General features: G+C 66.5%; 13 protein-coding genes. 8 read left to right on the forward strand and 5 right to left on the reverse strand.

Going from position 1 to position 14,745, the window contains the following annotated elements:
- Positions 1 to 3: 3 nt before the first annotated feature.
- Complete coding sequence (locus tag EV191_RS15395; RefSeq protein WP_132877757.1) at positions 4 to 1,236, reverse strand: sarcosine oxidase subunit beta family protein; 1,233 nt, start codon at positions 1,234 to 1,236, stop codon at positions 4 to 6.
- A gap of 145 nt (positions 1,237 to 1,381) precedes the next feature.
- Between EV191_RS15395 and EV191_RS15400 the strand changes: the two genes are divergently transcribed.
- A complete protein-coding gene (locus tag EV191_RS15400) occupies positions 1,382 to 2,092 on the forward strand; it encodes a GntR family transcriptional regulator (protein ID WP_341539615.1) in 711 nt (236 codons plus the stop codon).
- 157 nt (positions 2,093 to 2,249) lie between these two features.
- On the opposite strand, the gene EV191_RS15405 is transcribed toward EV191_RS15400, so the two are convergent.
- Both EV191_RS15405 and EV191_RS15410 read right to left on the reverse strand, forming a co-directional pair.
- Positions 2,250 to 3,701 carry an amidase gene (locus tag EV191_RS15405; RefSeq protein ID WP_132877758.1) on the reverse strand — a complete coding sequence of 484 codons (1,452 nt, stop codon included), beginning with the start codon at positions 3,699 to 3,701 and terminating at the stop codon, positions 2,250 to 2,252.
- A gap of 9 nt (positions 3,702 to 3,710) precedes the next feature.
- Positions 3,711 to 4,646, reverse strand: a complete 936-nt coding sequence (locus EV191_RS15410; protein ID WP_132877946.1) for a D-2-hydroxyacid dehydrogenase — start codon at positions 4,644 to 4,646, stop codon at positions 3,711 to 3,713.
- 226 nt (positions 4,647 to 4,872) lie between these two features.
- Between EV191_RS15410 and EV191_RS15415 the strand changes: the two genes are divergently transcribed.
- The 3 genes from EV191_RS15415 (at position 4,873) to EV191_RS15425 (ending at position 7,092) form a co-directional block, all read left to right on the forward strand.
- The gene (locus EV191_RS15415; RefSeq protein WP_132877759.1) at positions 4,873 to 5,607 is read left to right on the forward strand and encodes a maleate cis-trans isomerase family protein; all 735 of its coding nucleotides are present in this window, start codon (positions 4,873 to 4,875) and stop codon (positions 5,605 to 5,607) included.
- A gap of 64 nt (positions 5,608 to 5,671) precedes the next feature.
- Positions 5,672 to 6,388: a maleate cis-trans isomerase family protein gene (locus EV191_RS15420; protein WP_132877760.1), complete on the forward strand. Its 717-nt coding sequence runs from the start codon at positions 5,672 to 5,674 to the stop codon at positions 6,386 to 6,388.
- 20 nt (positions 6,389 to 6,408) lie between these two features.
- Entirely contained in the window at positions 6,409 to 7,092 is a 684-nt protein-coding gene (locus EV191_RS15425; protein WP_132877761.1) for a GntR family transcriptional regulator, read from the forward strand.
- A gap of 118 nt (positions 7,093 to 7,210) precedes the next feature.
- Here EV191_RS15425 and EV191_RS15430 read toward each other — a convergent pair whose 3' ends face one another.
- Complete coding sequence (locus tag EV191_RS15430) at positions 7,211 to 8,692, reverse strand: NAD-dependent succinate-semialdehyde dehydrogenase (RefSeq protein ID WP_132877762.1); 1,482 nt, start codon at positions 8,690 to 8,692, stop codon at positions 7,211 to 7,213.
- Between the two features lie 105 nt (positions 8,693 to 8,797).
- Here EV191_RS15430 and EV191_RS15435 point away from each other — a divergent pair, with 105 nt between their 5' ends.
- Both EV191_RS15435 and EV191_RS15440 read left to right on the forward strand, forming a co-directional pair.
- Positions 8,798 to 10,057 carry an aspartate aminotransferase family protein gene (locus tag EV191_RS15435; RefSeq protein WP_132877763.1) on the forward strand — a complete coding sequence of 420 codons (1,260 nt, stop codon included), beginning with the start codon at positions 8,798 to 8,800 and terminating at the stop codon, positions 10,055 to 10,057.
- 5 nt (positions 10,058 to 10,062) lie between these two features.
- Positions 10,063 to 10,563, forward strand: coding sequence for a DUF3830 family protein (locus EV191_RS15440; RefSeq protein WP_132877764.1), 501 nt, complete (start codon positions 10,063 to 10,065; stop codon positions 10,561 to 10,563).
- Positions 10,564 to 10,747: 184 nt separating this feature from the next.
- Here the strand turns inward: EV191_RS15440 and EV191_RS15445 are convergent, their stop codons facing one another.
- A complete protein-coding gene (locus EV191_RS15445; RefSeq protein ID WP_243658977.1) occupies positions 10,748 to 11,512 on the reverse strand; it encodes an Abi-alpha family protein in 765 nt (254 codons plus the stop codon).
- Positions 11,513 to 11,645: 133 nt separating this feature from the next.
- Here EV191_RS15445 and EV191_RS15450 point away from each other — a divergent pair, with 133 nt between their 5' ends.
- A complete protein-coding gene (locus EV191_RS15450) occupies positions 11,646 to 13,049 on the forward strand; it encodes an FAD-binding oxidoreductase (RefSeq protein ID WP_132877765.1) in 1,404 nt (467 codons plus the stop codon).
- A gap of 21 nt (positions 13,050 to 13,070) precedes the next feature.
- A complete protein-coding gene (locus tag EV191_RS15455; RefSeq protein WP_132877766.1) occupies positions 13,071 to 14,624 on the forward strand; it encodes an acetolactate synthase large subunit in 1,554 nt (517 codons plus the stop codon).
- The last annotated feature ends 121 nt before the right edge of the window (positions 14,625 to 14,745 follow it).

Here is a 14,745-nt window from a genome sequence, read left to right on the forward strand (position 1 = left end):
TGCTCAGTGCGCGACCGCGGCCGCGCCGTGCTCATCGATCAGTGCACCGGTGACAAACCGGTCGAGGGCGTACGGCGCGTTGAGCGAGTGCGCGGCGCCGGTCGCCAGGGTGTGCGCGAAGGTCCAGCCGGCGGCCGGGGTGGCCTTGAACCCGCCGGTACCCCAACCACAGTTGACGAACAGGTTCTCGATGGGCGTCGGACTGATCACCGGGGAAGCATCCGGCGTGACGTCCACAATGCCCGCCCAGGTCCGCAACACCTGGGCACGGGCGAACATCGGGAACAGTTCGATGGCGGCGGCCATCTGGTGTTCGATCACCGGAATCGAGCCGCGCTGGGTGTACGAGTTGTACGCGTCCACGCCGGCGCCGAGGACCAGTTCGCCCTTATGCGCCTGACTCACGTAAACGTGCACATGGTTGGACATCACCACGGTGGGATGAATCGGTTCCAGTAGCTCGGAAACCAGGGCCTGCAAGGGATGGCTCTGAATCGGCAGGCGTAGCCCGAGCTGCTCGGTGAGCACGCTGGTACGCCCGGCGGCGGCAAGGCCGATCCTGCCGGCGTTGATGGTGCCCTTGCTGGTGTGGACGCCGGTGACCCGATCACCGTCCGGCGAGGTGACGAACCCGGTTACCTCGCAACCCTGGATCAGGTCGATGCCCATCGCGTCGCACTGCCTGGCAAGCGCCCAGGCCACGTGGTCATGTTTGGCGATCCCCGCGCGCGGCTGGAAGGTGGCGCCAAGTACCGGATAGCGCGTATCGCTCGAGGTGTTGATGATCGGGCAGATCTTCGCCACCTCGTCCGGGGTCAGCCATTCCGCGTCCACCCCGCCAAGCTGGTTGCTGAACACCCTGCGCCGGGAATCCCGCACGTCTTGCAGGGTGTGCGCCAAGTTCAGCACGCCGCGCTGGCTGAACAGGAAGTCGTAGTCCAGGTCATCCGGCCAGGTTTCCCAGAGCCGCAGCGCGTGCTCGTAAAGGGCGGCGCTTTCCTCGAGCAGGTAGTTGGACCTGATGATGGTCGTATTGCGGGCCATGTTGCCGCCGGCGAGCCAGCCCCGTTCCAGCACCGCGACATTGGTGATGCCGTGTTGCCTGGCCAGGTAGAACGCCGTAGCCAGGCCATGCCCACCGGCACCGACGATCACGATGTCGTAGCTGCTCTTCGGTTCCGGCGTACGCCACAGCCATTCGGGGTGTTCGGGCAGGGCACGCGGATCGTGAGACATTCCCGTCTCCTCGCCGTCGACTGGTTGGAGGCTGCTTGCTGGTTCGCCTGCCCAGATCGCTTCGGACCTGTCACAATCTGACCAGCGAACTGTTCGGTTACTAGAATACGACTGATATATCAGTTAGTACGTTAGGCTAAGCCCCGTGGCAGTAGACGTCAATCCCTTTGGGGAGAACCATCAACCTGGCACCACTCGGCCCGGCAACCAGTACCAGGCGACGCCGCAGGGCGTGCCGTCCCAGGCCGAGCACGCATACCTGGCCTTACGCGATTTGATCTTGAGCTTGCAGCTGGCGCCGGGCGCGCCGGTACAGGAAGAGCCGCTGACAAAGGAGTTGGGGTTGGGCCGCACGCCGTTCCGGGAGGCGATCAAGAGACTCGAGGCGGAATCGCTTGTCGCGATCTATCCGCGCAGAGGCACCTTCGTGACGGAGGTGAACATCACCGACCATGCGCTGATCGCCGATGTACGGCGGCGGCTGGAGGGACACGCGGCGCGCAGGGCCGCGGAACGGCTCACCGAGATCGAGCGGGACGAATTGCGTGCGCTGGCAACGGAGATCGGCACGATGCCGGCGGGGCAGACCGCGATCATGGGGTTGGACACGCGAATCCACCGGACGGTGTATCGCTGTACGCATAACCGGTATCTGGAGAGCACGCTGGGCCACTACTACAACCTGGCGCTGCGTATCTGGTGCCTGTTTTTCGACCAGCTCACCGATGTGGCCCAGCATGTCGCCGAGCACACCACGCTGCTGGAAGCGATCATCGATGGCGACGCGGAAGCGGCCGATTCGATGGCGGTCGAGCACGTGGATCACTTCGAACACGCGATCCGCCAAGTGATCTAACGCCGCGCGACCGCGTTCTTCAAGGTTAGCGAGCTTGTAGGCGGCGGGCGCGACCCCAGGTCTTGGGGTAGGCCCGCCGCCTTGTTGTGGAGCCCGTGTTGGGGCTCCCGCACTTCGGCTGCGGCCGAAGCGAAACTTCTCCGCCGAGACGCCGGGGCTATGCGCCCTGCAGTGGCGGCGGGAGGGTGTCGTTCCACGGGCGGATCGACTCGAGCAGCCGGCACACCGCGAGCACCAGATCATCCGAGTGCCGCGGACCGACGACCTGTAGCCCAACCGGAAGCCCGCTCTTGGTGAACCCGACCGGCACGCTCGCGGCCGGCTGCTGGGTCATGTTGAACGGGTAGCTGAACTGCGTCCAGGACGGCCAGTTCGGGTAGTCGCTGCCCGGCGGGACGTCGTGGCCAGCTTCGAACGGCTGGATCGGCATGGTCGGCGTGATCAGCACGTCGTAGCTGGTGTGGAACTGTCCCATGTGGATGCCCAGCTCGGCGCGGTTCCCGTTCGCGGTGAGGTAATCGCTCGCGGAGAACTTCTTGCCGTGCTCCCACACCACCTGCAAACCAGGATCCACCTCGCCGGCCAGCTCGGCAGGGAAGGTGTCCAGCCACTTCGCCGCGCCGGTGGACCACAACACGTCGAAGGACTCGGCTGGATCGCTGAAACCCGGATCGGTCTGCTCCACGTGCAACCCAGCGTCGTGCAGCGCCTCGACCGCTTCGCGGACCAGCGCGGCTACTTCCGGGTCGACGTTGACATAGCCGAGGTCCGGACTGAACGCGGCGATCAAACCACGCACATCCCGGCGAACCGCGTCCCGGTAGGAGGCCACCGGCGGCGGCAGCGCACTCGGGTCACGCGAATCCGGCAGGGCCAGCACGTCCATCATCAGCGCGATGTCGTCGATCGAGCGCGCCATCGGACCGGCGTGCCCGAGCGCGCCGAACGGGCTCGCCGGGTACATCGGGATCCGGCCGTGCGTCGGCTTGAACCCGGCGATCCCGGAAAACGATGCGGGAATCCGCACCGAACCACCGCCATCGGTGCCCACCGAAAGCTGTCCCATGCCGAGCGCGACGGCGGCCGAACTCCCACCGCTCGAACCGCCCGGGGTCAGTTCCGGGTTCCACGGGTTGCGGGTCACCCCACACAGTGGACTGTCGGTGACGCCCTTCCAGCCAAGCTCAGGGGTGGTCGTCTTACCGACGAACACCGAGCCGTGCTCGCGCAGCCGCGCGGTCACCGGGGCATCGACCTCCCATTTCTGGTCGGCGCTGATGCACTTGGAGCCGCGCACGGTCGGCCACCCCGCGGTCAGGAACATGTCCTTGATCGACGTGGGCACGCCGTCAAGCAAACCAAGCGGGTTGCCCTGCTGCCACCGTTCCTCGGACTCCTGCGCCTGCTTGGTGGCACTGTCCTCGTCTACCAGGCAGTAGGCGTTGTAGGTGCCGTCATGCTCGGCGATGCTGTCCAGCGCCGCCCTCGTCGCCTCCACCGGCGAGAGCTCCCCCGCGGCGTACGCGGCGATCAACTCGCTCGCGGTCAGCAGGTTCGGCGTTGTAGTGGAAGCCCCGGACACCCCGGAAGCCCCAGAAGACACGGGCATTCGTCCTCCTCAGCCGGCAGGCCGCGCGGCCGCACCGGTCGGTACATAACCAAGCTGCTTGTCCACCACGTTGCGCAGTGGACGTTCCTGCAGCCATAGCTGCACATTGTCTGCGAACAACTCAACCAAGGCATTACGCCAGCCTTTGACGTCGGCTGACATATGCGGGGATATCAGTACGTTCGGCAGCGACCATAGCGGACTGTCCGCCGGCAGCGGTTCGGTGTCGAACACGTCCAGCGCCGCACCCGCGATGGTCTTTGCCTGCAGCGCCGCAAGCAGGTCAGGGGTCACCACCAGATCACCCCTGCCGACGTTGATGAACCGAGCGGTGGGCTTCATCGCGGCGAATGAAGCCGCGTTGAACATGCCCTCGGTCGCCGGGGTCAATGGCGCTACGGCGACTACGTAATCAGCATCAGGCAAATGCGTGCGCAGCTCGTCCGACGGGTACACCGAACCGAAATCCGGATCATCATCGACGGCCCTGCGACCAATACCCGCCACTCGCATGCCAACGGCACGCAGCAGCTGCGCGATCGCCCTTCCGATCGGGCCAGTTCCGACCACAAGCGCGCGGGTCCCCGCGATCCGCTCGCTTTCCCGATGCCGCCAGATCCGCTGCTGCTGCAGTTCGAGACTGGTCGCGAAGTCCTTGGCGAAGGCAAGCACCACACCAAGCACGTACTCGGCGAGCGAGCTCTCGAACACCCCGCGCGAGTTGGTCAGGGGGATTTCGCTGTCAACCATCGCGGGGAACAGCACCGGATCCACGCCCGCACTGGCGATATGCACCCACCGCAACCGGTCCGCGGCATGCCAGGCTCGTTCCAGCGCGGAAGACTGAAAATCCCAGACGAACAAAGCATCCGCGCCAACGAGCGCTTCCGCGAGCTCGTCGCCGGAGGTATAACGGACGTGCGCGAGGCGCTCGATCTGCTCCATATCAGGCGGGCGGGTTTCCCCGCACAACACGGCAACTACCGGTGTGTCACCAGACGCCGAACCGTCGGCGGCAGCGCCGCCAGAACTTGGATTCGACCGGCCAAAACTTGGGTCAACCACGTTGACACGCTAAAAGTTCGTCGTATGATTGTCAACAATCCGAGGACCTCGGAGTCGCCCCTTGGCGCCCGCTTGGGGGTAACGGAATTCGATCCGGGGGTGAGCCTTGGATTTTGCGGCATTCGAGGGCCCGCTAGCCCAACGAGGCGTGGGCATTATCGCGCCGTTTGACCTCGCGCTCGAACGCGAGCTGTGGCGCTGGGTGCCGATGGAAGTCTCACTGCATCTTGCCCGCACGCCGTACGAACCCGTGCCGGTGAGCATGGATATGGCCGAACTGGTCAGCAACAACGCCCATGTTGCCGCCGCGACCCGCGACGTGCTGCCAGTGGAACCCGAAGTGGTTGCCTACCTGTGCACCTCGGGCAGTTTCGTGAACGGCGTCGCGGCCGAGGAGCAGCTGCGCAAGGTGATCTGCGAAGCCGGCGCGCCGGATGCGGTCACCACGTCCGGAGCGCTGGCCGAAGTACTCGAGCAGAAGAAGATCTCCCGGATCTCCGTGCTCACTCCCTACTACGCCGACCTCACCGCGAAGCTGCACGACTTCCTCGCCGAGCTGAACGTGGAGACGGTCTCCAGTGACCACCTCGGACTCGGCGGCGGTATCTGGAAGGTCAGCTACCGCACGATCGCCGAACACATCATGCGCGCCGATCGGCCGGATGCCGAGGCGATCTTCATCAGCTGTACCAATCTGCCGACCTACGACGTGATCGACCCGCTCGAGGAAGCCCTTGGCAAGCCCGTGTTCACCGCGAATCAGGTGACGATGTGGGCTTCGCTGAAACGCATGGGGCTGCCCGTCGTCGGCCCCGGCAAGTGGCTGACCGAGCTGGACTGACCTGGTCAACCGACCACTTGATCACTTAGGATTGTCAACAATCTAGCGAAACGCGGAGGGATTGATGACCACCATCGGGTTCATCTACCCGGACCACGCCGCGGAAGACGACTACCCACGCATGGAGCAAGTACTCGGCGGGGATGTTCGCCTTGCGGTGGAACACATTTATGGCACCGACCTGCACGCGATCGCCGAGCTGCTTGATCTGGGCAGCCCGGAAAAGCTCGCCGAGGGCTCCCGCAAACTCGGCCCGCACGAGCCCGCTTCGGTGGTGTGGGCATGCACCAGCGGCAGCTTCGTCTATGGCTGGCTCGGTGCCACACACCAGGTCGAGGGCGTCGCCGAGGCCTCCGGGGTACCGGCTTCGAGTACCTCGTTCGCCTTCGTGCACGCCGCGCGGGCACTCGGCTGCTCGCGGGTGTCGGTGGCCGCGAGCTACCCGGACGAGGTCGCCACGCTGTTCAAGCAGTTCCTCGCGGACGGCGGGATCGAGGTCGTGCGGTTCTCCAGCGCGGGGATCGATACGGCCGCCGAGGTTGGCCAGCTCAGCCCGGACGCGGTGGTGGAACTGGCTACCGCGAACGACCACCCGGATGCCGATGCGGTGCTCATCCCAGACACCGCGATGCGCACGATCGAACTGGTCGACCGGATGGAACAGGAGCTGGGTAAGCCGGTCCTCACCGCCAACCAGGTGACGGTCTGGGAAGGGCTGCGGATCGCCGGGATCCAGCGCTCGGTTTCGGGCTGCGGCGCGCTTTTCGCGCCGGCCAGGTGATCGATAGGGGGTAGCCGGATATGGCCCTGGCGGAAATTGAGCCGGTGGATCGCGAGTCCACGGCAGGAATCATCGCTCGACAGCTACGGCAAGCGATCATGCACGGCTCACTTCCGCCGGGAACCCAGCTGGGCGAGGCCGAGCTGGCCGCCCGATTCGAGGTGTCCCGGGGGCCGCTGCGCGAAGCGATGCAGCGGCTGCTGCAAGAAGGGCTGCTGCGCAGCGAACGGCATCGCGGCCTGTTCGTGATCGAGTTGGAGCCCGGTGATGTCTACGACATCTACGCGACGCGGGCGGCGATCGAGCGGGCGGCGGCGATCCGCATCATGCGGGATGATCCTGAACCGGCGGCCGCGTTGCTCGATGAGGCGATGGTAGCGATGGCGGAGGCAGCCGAGGCGGGCGATGCCGATGCGCTCTCGGCCGCCGATCTGGAGTTCCACAAGGTTTTCGTGGAAGCCTCCGGCAGCAGGCGACTGGCCAGGATGTCGCAGACGCTGCTCATCGAGACGCGGATGTGCCTTTCGGCGCTACAGCGGACCTATCAAGATGTCGGCCATCGAGTCGCCGAACACCAGCGCATCGTCGACGCACTGCGCGGTTGCGCGGAGGAGACGGTGCTGGCGTTGATCGAGGCACATATGGAAGACGCCGTGCAACGGCTCGCGCCAGGACTCAGCCTGCTCGCCGGCCGACCCAACTAGCGCCCATGAACCGCAATCTTTAGGGATCTTGCGGTGGAGCCGGGCCCCCGAGACCGCGTTCTTGTGGAATCTTGCGGTCTCGGGGGCGCTGGCTCGGGGGCTCTGGCTAGTTACCGCCTCAGGCCTGCAGGCCGATGGCGACGTACTTGGTCTCCAGGAACTCCTCGATACCGACCGTGCCGCCTTCGCGGCCAAGCCCGGACTGCTTCACGCCACCGAACGGCGCGGCCGGGTTGGACACCAGACCCTGGTTCAGTCCGATCATCCCGGTGTCCAGCCGCTCGCTGACCCGCAGCGCCCGGTTCAGGTCACTGGTGTAGATGTAGCTGACCAGGCCGTACTCGGTGTCGTTGGCGCTGGCGATCACCTCGTCCTCGGTGTCGAACGGGGTGATCGGGGCGACCGGGCCGAAGATCTCCTCACGCGCGATGCGCGAGTCCTGCGGCACGTCGGTGAGCACGGTCGCCTGGTAGAAGTTGCCCGGACCATCCACCGCGGAACCACCGGTGAGCACCGTGGCGCCGCGCTGCTTGGCGTCATCCACCAGCCCGGTCACCTTGGTCACCGCCGCCTCATCGATCAGCGGACCGACCACCACACCATCCTCGGTGCCCCGCCCCATCGGCAGCGCGGCCATCCGCTCGACCAACCGGCGGGAGAACTCGTCCACGATCCCGCGCTGCACGTAGATCCGGTTGGCCGCGGTGCAGGCCTCCCCGATGTTGCGCATCTTCGCGGTCATGCAGCCCTCGACCGCCGCGTCGAGATCCGCGTCGTCGAAGACCATGAACGGCGCGTTGCCGCCGAGCTCCATGGACGTGCGCATCACGTTGTCCGCGCACTGTTCGAGCAGTTTGCGACCGACTCCGGTGGACCCGGTGAAGGACAGCTTGCGAGCCCGCCCATCGCGGATCATCGGCTCCATCACTTCGCCGGTCTTGTTGGTGGTGATCACGTTCAGCACACCATCCGGGAGGCCGGCCTCGCTCAGAATGCCGGCCAGCGCCAGCATGGAAAGCGGGGTCTGCGAGGCGGGCTTCATCACCATCGTGCAGCCGGCGGCGATCGCCGGGCCGATCTTGCGCCCACCCATCGCCATCGGGAAGTTCCACGGGGTGATCAGGATCGAGGGCCCCACCGGCTGCTTCATAACCAGGAACCGGCCCGAGCCGTTCGGCGCGACTGCGTAGCCACCGTCGATCCGCACGGCCTCCTCGGCGAACCACCGGAAGAACTCGGCGGCGTACTGAATCTCACCAGTGGCCTCGGCCAGCGGCTTGCCCATCTCCATGGTCATCAGCAGGCCGAGCTCGTCCTTGCGATCAACCAACAGCTGGTAAGCCCTGCGCAGGATCTCACCTCGCTCGCGGGGCGCGACCTGCGCCCAGTCGTGCTGCGCCGCGACCGCGGCGTCCAGTGCTGCCTTGCCATCCGCCACGGAAGCGTCGGCGACCTCGCAGAGCACCTTCCCGGTGGCCGGGTCGTACACCGGCAGCGTTTTGCCTCCTTCGGCCTGCTGCCATTTACCCCCGATGAACAGCTCCTTGTTCACCGAGTCGACGACGGCTGTTTCGCGGTTCACCGGGGACACAGTGGACATTCATCTACTCCTCATCGAACCTGGACACGTAGCTACAGGTTTGCACTCTAGTCGGCGTCATGTTACGAATATTGTTGACAATCTACAAGAGGAGCGTTCCGGGTTATGTCCAAGCTGTCTCCCCTGCTCAAGCAGGCCACACCGGTTCTCGCCGACCACGGTGAAGGCGCATACCTTTACGACACCAGCGGCGGTCGACACCTCGATTTCACTGCCGGCATCGGGGTGACCAGCACCGGCCACTGCCACCCTAAGGTCGTGGCCGCGGCCCAGGAACAGGTTGGCAAGCTGGTACACGGCCAGTACACCACCGTGATGCACAAGCCCCTGCTCGACCTCACCGAGCGGCTCGGCGACGTATTGCCAAGCGCACTCGACTCGGTGTTCTTCGCGAACTCCGGCAGTGAAGCGATCGAATCCGCCCTGCGCCTGAGCAGGCACGCGACCGGTCGCCCCAACATCGTTGTCTTCCAGGGATCCTTCCACGGACGCACGGTCGCCGCAGCATCCCTGACCACCTCGGGTACCCGATTCAGCGCTGGGTTCTCCCCGCTGATGGGCGGCGTGCACATGTCCCCGTTCCCGTTCGCCTATCACTACGGCTGGAGCGAGGAAGAAGCCACCAAGTTCGCCCTGCGTGAGCTGGACTACCTGTTCGCCACCGCCTGCGCACCCGAGGACACCGCCGCGTTCTTCATCGAGCCGGTGCTCGGCGAAGGCGGCTACGTACCGGCGAACAGCGAGTTCCTTGCCGGGCTGCGCGAGCGCGCGGACAAGTACGGCATCCTGATCGTCGGCGACGAGGTCCAGACCGGGTTCGGCCGTACCGGCAAGTTCTGGGGCCACCAGCACTTCGGCGTCGAGCCGGACATCCTGGTCACCGCGAAGGGGCTGGCGAGCGGCTTCCCGCTGTCCGCGATGGCCGCCCCCGCCGAGCTGATGGCCAAGGCCTGGCCTGGTTCGCAGGGTGGCACCTACGGCGGTAACGCCGTCGCCTGCGCCGCCGCGCTGGCCACTATGGACGTGATCGAGGAAGAAAAGCTCGTCGACAACGCCGCGACGATGGGCCAGCGGCTCAAGGACGGGGTCAAGCAGATCGCCGCCGCGCCGAACTCGGGTATCGGCGATGTGCGCGGGCTCGGCCTGATGGTCGGCGCGGAGTTCACCACGGCCGATGGCCAGCCGGACACCGCGAAGGCCAAGGCGGCGCACCAGTTGGCCGCCGAGAAGGGCCTGCTGCTGCTGACCTGTGGCGCCTGGATGAACACGGTGCGGATGATCCCGCCGCTGGTGATCACGGCCGAGCAGATCGACGCTGGCCTCGAGATCTGGTCGGACGTCGTGACCACGGTGAACAAGGGCTGAGGGCAATGGCGCGCTACATCAAGATCAGCCTGGACAAGCGCGGGGTCTCCTGCCTTGCCCGGCTACTCGACGACGAGGCGCCGCGTACCTGCGCGGCGGTGTGGAACGCGTTGCCGCAGAGCGGTGCGGCGTATCACGCGAAGTACGCGCGGAACGAGATCTACGCGCTGGTGCCTCCGTTCGCTGATCCGGAGCCGGGCCAGGAAAACCTGACGGTGACCCCGATCCCCGGTGATGTCGTGTACTTCGCCTTCGAGGCGTACAAGATTGGCAACCCGGCGTACGGGTACAACGACGACAGCGCGGCGCATGGCGCGCAGGGCGCGACCGACCTCGCGTTGTTCTATGGGCGGAACAACCTGCTGATCAACGGCGACGCGGGCTGGGTCCCCGGAAACGTGTTCGCCACGATCGAGCAGGGCCTCGACGAGATCGCCGCCGCCGCCCAAGACATGTGGCTCCGCGGCGTCGAAGGAGAAACGCTCAGTTATGCGAGGCATGGCTGAGCGTTTCTCCTTCGCAACGAACACCGCCGCCCGTCAGGGCGACCTTGAGGGGCGGCGGTCGGGCGACGGGCGGGCGAAACTCTGAGCTACGCAAGGCACGAGCAGTAGTTCGACTCGCGACCGCGTTCCTTAAGAATATTGCGTTGTGCACGCTGGATACCACGATCAGCGTGCACAACGCGATTCAGCCTTCCGGCGCGCACGCCGCCCAGAAATCCTTGCCGAGCGGGGAAAGCTGAACACTGCCGCGGATCAACCGTGGCGCGCGGTTACCCAGTTCACGGGCCCGCTCCTCCGCGGCGCGCACCACCGGATCGGCGCGCAACACCTCGTACTCCGTCTCCAACGAATCCCGCGCTGGACCGCGTTCGGCCAAGCCGAGCTCGAGCAACCGGCCCAGGTACACGTGCGCGTCCTCGACAAGCGCCACACCCGCCGCCCTGCCCACGGTAGAGGCGTTGCGCAGCACCAGCTCCTTCTGCTGGCCGAAGGCAGCCCGGACGGCCACGTCGAGCACCGGGTACACCGTGCCATCGGAAAGCGCGGCGAGGATGCGGGCCTCATCCGGCACGAGCCGACGCAGCATTCCCTGGTACAAGTACTGCTTGCTCTCCGCCGCGTCGCTTTCCAGCGCGCGCCCAAGCAGTTCCGCCATACCCGCGCGCAAGCCGCCTGGCCGGCCATTGGCCGCCGGCCCACCGCGCGCGGCCAGCTCCCGGTTGATCGCGGCAACACCCCGAGCCAACTCGTCCATCGCCCCCTTGCCGAGGCGCCGCACCTGGCGCCGGACCCTGCGCAGCTCGCGGTCAACCAACCCGGCGCCGGGAAGTCGCTGGCCGAGCCCCCAGCCGGTACGCCCCACCCACCGAACGGCGCGTTGCGCGTTGTCCACCAGGTCACCCACCCGCAGCACCACTACACCGCGCGAGGTGTCCTCATCCGGTGTCACGCGCGCACCTCCGTTCGACGATCGGCCGCCCACCAGCATCGCACAACGACACATGCCGGTAGTTCGTAGTCGCCGGCGCGCGATGGCAATACTGTGGCGCATACACGAACCAGGCGGCGAGCAAAGGGGCGGCATGGCAAATCTGGACGGGTTCAGCGACACCCTCAGCGGGATCGTCGGCACTGGTCAGCTGCTGGTCGGCACGGACATCCCGGTCGAGTACGCCCGTGACGAGGCACTCGAGGTCCAGGCGCAGCAGCCCGGCTGGCTGGTCCGTCCGGACGACACCGAACAGGTGGCCGCGGTCATCAGGGCGGCGAACGAACACGGCGTGCCGGTCACCGCGCGCGGCTCGGGCAGCGGGCTCTCCGCTGGTGCTCGCCCGGAGCCTGGCGGCCTCGTACTCAGCTTCGAACGGATGAACGCGATCCTGGAGTTGGACACCGAGAACCACGTGGCCGTGGTGCAACCCGGCGTGACGCTCGGCGAGCTGGAGGAGCGCACGGCCGAGGTCGGCCTGGTGTACCCGGTCTATCCGGGTGAGCTCGGTGGCAGCCTCGGCGGGAACGTGAACACGAACGCGGGCGGGATGCGCGCGGTGCGTTACGGGGTGACCAGGCAGCACGTCCTTGGCCTCCAGGCGGTACTCGGCACTGGCGAGGTCATCCGCAGCGGCGGCAAACCGGTGAAGGTGTCCTCCGGCTATGACCTCACCCAGCTGATCATCGGCTCGGAGGGCACCCTGGCCGTGGTCACCGAGGCGACCGTGAAACTGCAACCCCGGCTGACCCGCAACGCGACGGTGCTCGCCCCGTTCGCGGATCTGGACCAGGTAATGCACGCGGTGCCACGGCTGCTCAGCAGCGGGGTCGCCCCGCACATCCTGGAGTACATCGACGCGCTGACCATGGGCGCGATCACCTACACGGCCGAACTCACCCTCGGGATACCGGACACCGTCCGCGATGCGGCACAGGCATACCTGGTCGTCGGACTGGAAAACCGCGAGGAAGACCGGCTACAGGGCGATATCGAGCTGGTCGGCGAGCTACTCGGAACGCTGGGCGCCATCGAGGTCTACGTCCCGGATGGCACCAACGCGCACAAGCTCATCGAGGCCAGGGAGAAGGCGTTCTGGTCGGCGAAGGCAGCCGGCGCGCACGACATCGTGGATATCGTGGTGCCGCGCGCGGCACTTCCCGAATTCCTCGCCAAGGCGCGCGAGTTGGCCGCGGCCGGTGGTTCCGGGGTGGTCGGCTGTGGCCACGCCGGCGACGGCAACGTGCATCTCGCCGTGTTCCAACAGGATCCGCGGCTCCGCTCGGCGCTGTTGCGCGATATGTTCGCCGTGGCGATGACGCTCGGCGGCGCGATTTCCGGCGAACACGGTCTCGGCACCACGAAAACACCATATTTTCTCGAGCTGGAGGATCCCACGAAGATCGCGTTGATGAGCCGGATCAAGCAGGCATTCGATCCGCGGAACATTCTCAACCCTTCGGTGATCCTCGGTTCGCCAGAATCGGATCCACGCTAAAAGCCCGGCAGAAAGGTCATGATGAACGGCGCACAAGCCATGCTTCGCACGCTGGTTGATTCCGGTGTGGACGTCTGCTTCGCGAACCCCGGCACTTCGGAGATGCACTTCGTCGCCGCGCTCGACTCGGTGCCTCGGATGCGCGGGGTGCTCGGCCTTTTCGAGGGCGTGGTGACGGGCGCGGCGGACGGTTACGGGCGGATGCTCGACCGGCCAGCCGCCACCCTGCTACACCTTGGTCCAGGTATGGCGAACGGCCTGGCGAACCTGCACAACGCGCGGAAGGCGCATACGCCGATGGTGAATGTGATCGGCGACCACGCCACCTACCACAAGGCGCTGGACGCGCCGCTCGAATCGGATATCGACGCGCTCACCGGCTGGTGCTCCGACTGGTCACACATCTCCACGCGCCCCGAGGAAATCGGCGCGGACACCGCGCGGGCGATCGCCGCCGCGCGGACCTCGCCTGGCCAGGTGACCTCACTGGTGCTGCCCGCGGACACGTCCTGGTCGGCGGGTGGCACGGCCGCCGAGCCGATCCCGGTGCCTGCCGCGCCGAAGGTGGCCGAGGATGCGGTCGCCGAGGTAGCCAAGGTGCTCGGTCTTGGCGAATCCACCGTGTTGCTGCTTGGCGGCAACGCCGTCCGTGAGCCGCAGTTGCGCGCGGCGAGCCGGATCGCGGCGGCGACCGGCGCACGGTTGTTCACCGAAACCTTCCCGGCGCGGATGGAACGCGGCGCGGGGCTACCAGCCGTGGAGAAGCTCGGTTACCTGTCCGAGCAGGTCACCTACCAGCTGACTGACGTACGGCATCTGGTGCTCATCGGTTCCCGGCCACCGGTGTCCTTCTTCGCCTATCCGGACAAGCCGAGCGAGCTGACCCCTGCCGACTGCACCGTGCACCAGCTCGCGGAGTTCACCGAGGACACGGTGGACGCGCTGGAACGGCTCGCGGACCGGGTCGCCCCGGACACCGCGCCGGTGTTGGCCGAAGCGAGCCGACCGGCGGTGCCGACCGGCGAGCTGACCGCGCAGACCGTCGCGGAGGCGATCGGAGCGCTGTTGCCAGAAGACGCGATCGTCTCGGATGAGGCGAACACCTCGGGTCTGCTGCTGCCGATGAGCACGGCGGGCGCGCCGAGGCACGACTGGTTGTCGCTGACTGGTGGCGCGATCGGCCAGGGTATGCCGCTGGCCACCGGAGCGGCGATCGCCTGCCCGGACCGGCCGGTGATCAGTCTGGAAGCCGATGGCAGCGCGATGTACACGATCTCGGCGCTGTGGACCCAGGCGCGGGAGCAGAGCAACGTGACGACCGTGGTGTTCAGCAACCGGTCCTACGCGATCCTGCGCATGGAGCTACAGCGGGTTGGTGCGGAAACCACCGGTACCGCCGCGGCCGAACTGCTGGATATCGGCCGGCCGGATCTGGATTTCGTGGCGCTCGCCGGCGGTATGGGCGTACCTGCCAGCAGGGCGACGACCGCGGAGGAGTTCTGCGGTCAGTTCAGCAAGGCGCTCGCCGAGCCGGGACCACACCTGATCGAGGCCGTGATCCCGTCGCTGCTCTAGCCCCAACCTCGCTAACCTTAAAGAACGCGATCACACGCAGTCACCGCAAGATCCCTAAACATTGCGGTTCGGTGGGTACCGGGGTGGCATCCGCTCCGCCACCGCGCTACCTTACTCGTGA

This window comes from Tamaricihabitans halophyticus (genome assembly GCF_004340875.1).
In the GTDB taxonomy this organism is placed as follows: Bacteria; Actinomycetota; Actinomycetes; order Mycobacteriales; family Pseudonocardiaceae; genus Tamaricihabitans; species Tamaricihabitans halophyticus.

What these genes read in the sequence shown, in the direction of transcription:
- EV191_RS15430 (WP_132877762.1), bottom strand. Translation starts at nt 8,692, where the DNA reads ATGTCCACTGTGTCCCCGGTGAACCGCGAAACAGCCGTCGTCGACTCG.
- EV191_RS15440 (WP_132877764.1), top strand. Translation starts at nt 10,063, where the DNA reads ATGGCGCGCTACATCAAGATCAGCCTGGACAAGCGCGGGGTCTCCTGC.
- EV191_RS15450 (WP_132877765.1), top strand. Translation starts at nt 11,646, where the DNA reads ATGGCAAATCTGGACGGGTTCAGCGACACCCTCAGCGGGATCGTCGGC.
- EV191_RS15455 (WP_132877766.1), top strand. Translation starts at nt 13,071, where the DNA reads ATGAACGGCGCACAAGCCATGCTTCGCACGCTGGTTGATTCCGGTGTG.
- EV191_RS15395 (WP_132877757.1), bottom strand. Translation starts at nt 1,236, where the DNA reads ATGTCTCACGATCCGCGTGCCCTGCCCGAACACCCCGAATGGCTGTGG.
- EV191_RS15405 (WP_132877758.1), bottom strand. Translation starts at nt 3,701, where the DNA reads ATGCCCGTGTCTTCTGGGGCTTCCGGGGTGTCCGGGGCTTCCACTACA.
- EV191_RS15410 (WP_132877946.1), bottom strand. Translation starts at nt 4,646, where the DNA reads ATGGAGCAGATCGAGCGCCTCGCGCACGTCCGTTATACCTCCGGCGAC.
- EV191_RS15425 (WP_132877761.1), top strand. Translation starts at nt 6,409, where the DNA reads ATGGCCCTGGCGGAAATTGAGCCGGTGGATCGCGAGTCCACGGCAGGA.
- EV191_RS15420 (WP_132877760.1), top strand. Translation starts at nt 5,672, where the DNA reads ATGACCACCATCGGGTTCATCTACCCGGACCACGCCGCGGAAGACGAC.
- EV191_RS15435 (WP_132877763.1), top strand. Translation starts at nt 8,798, where the DNA reads ATGTCCAAGCTGTCTCCCCTGCTCAAGCAGGCCACACCGGTTCTCGCC.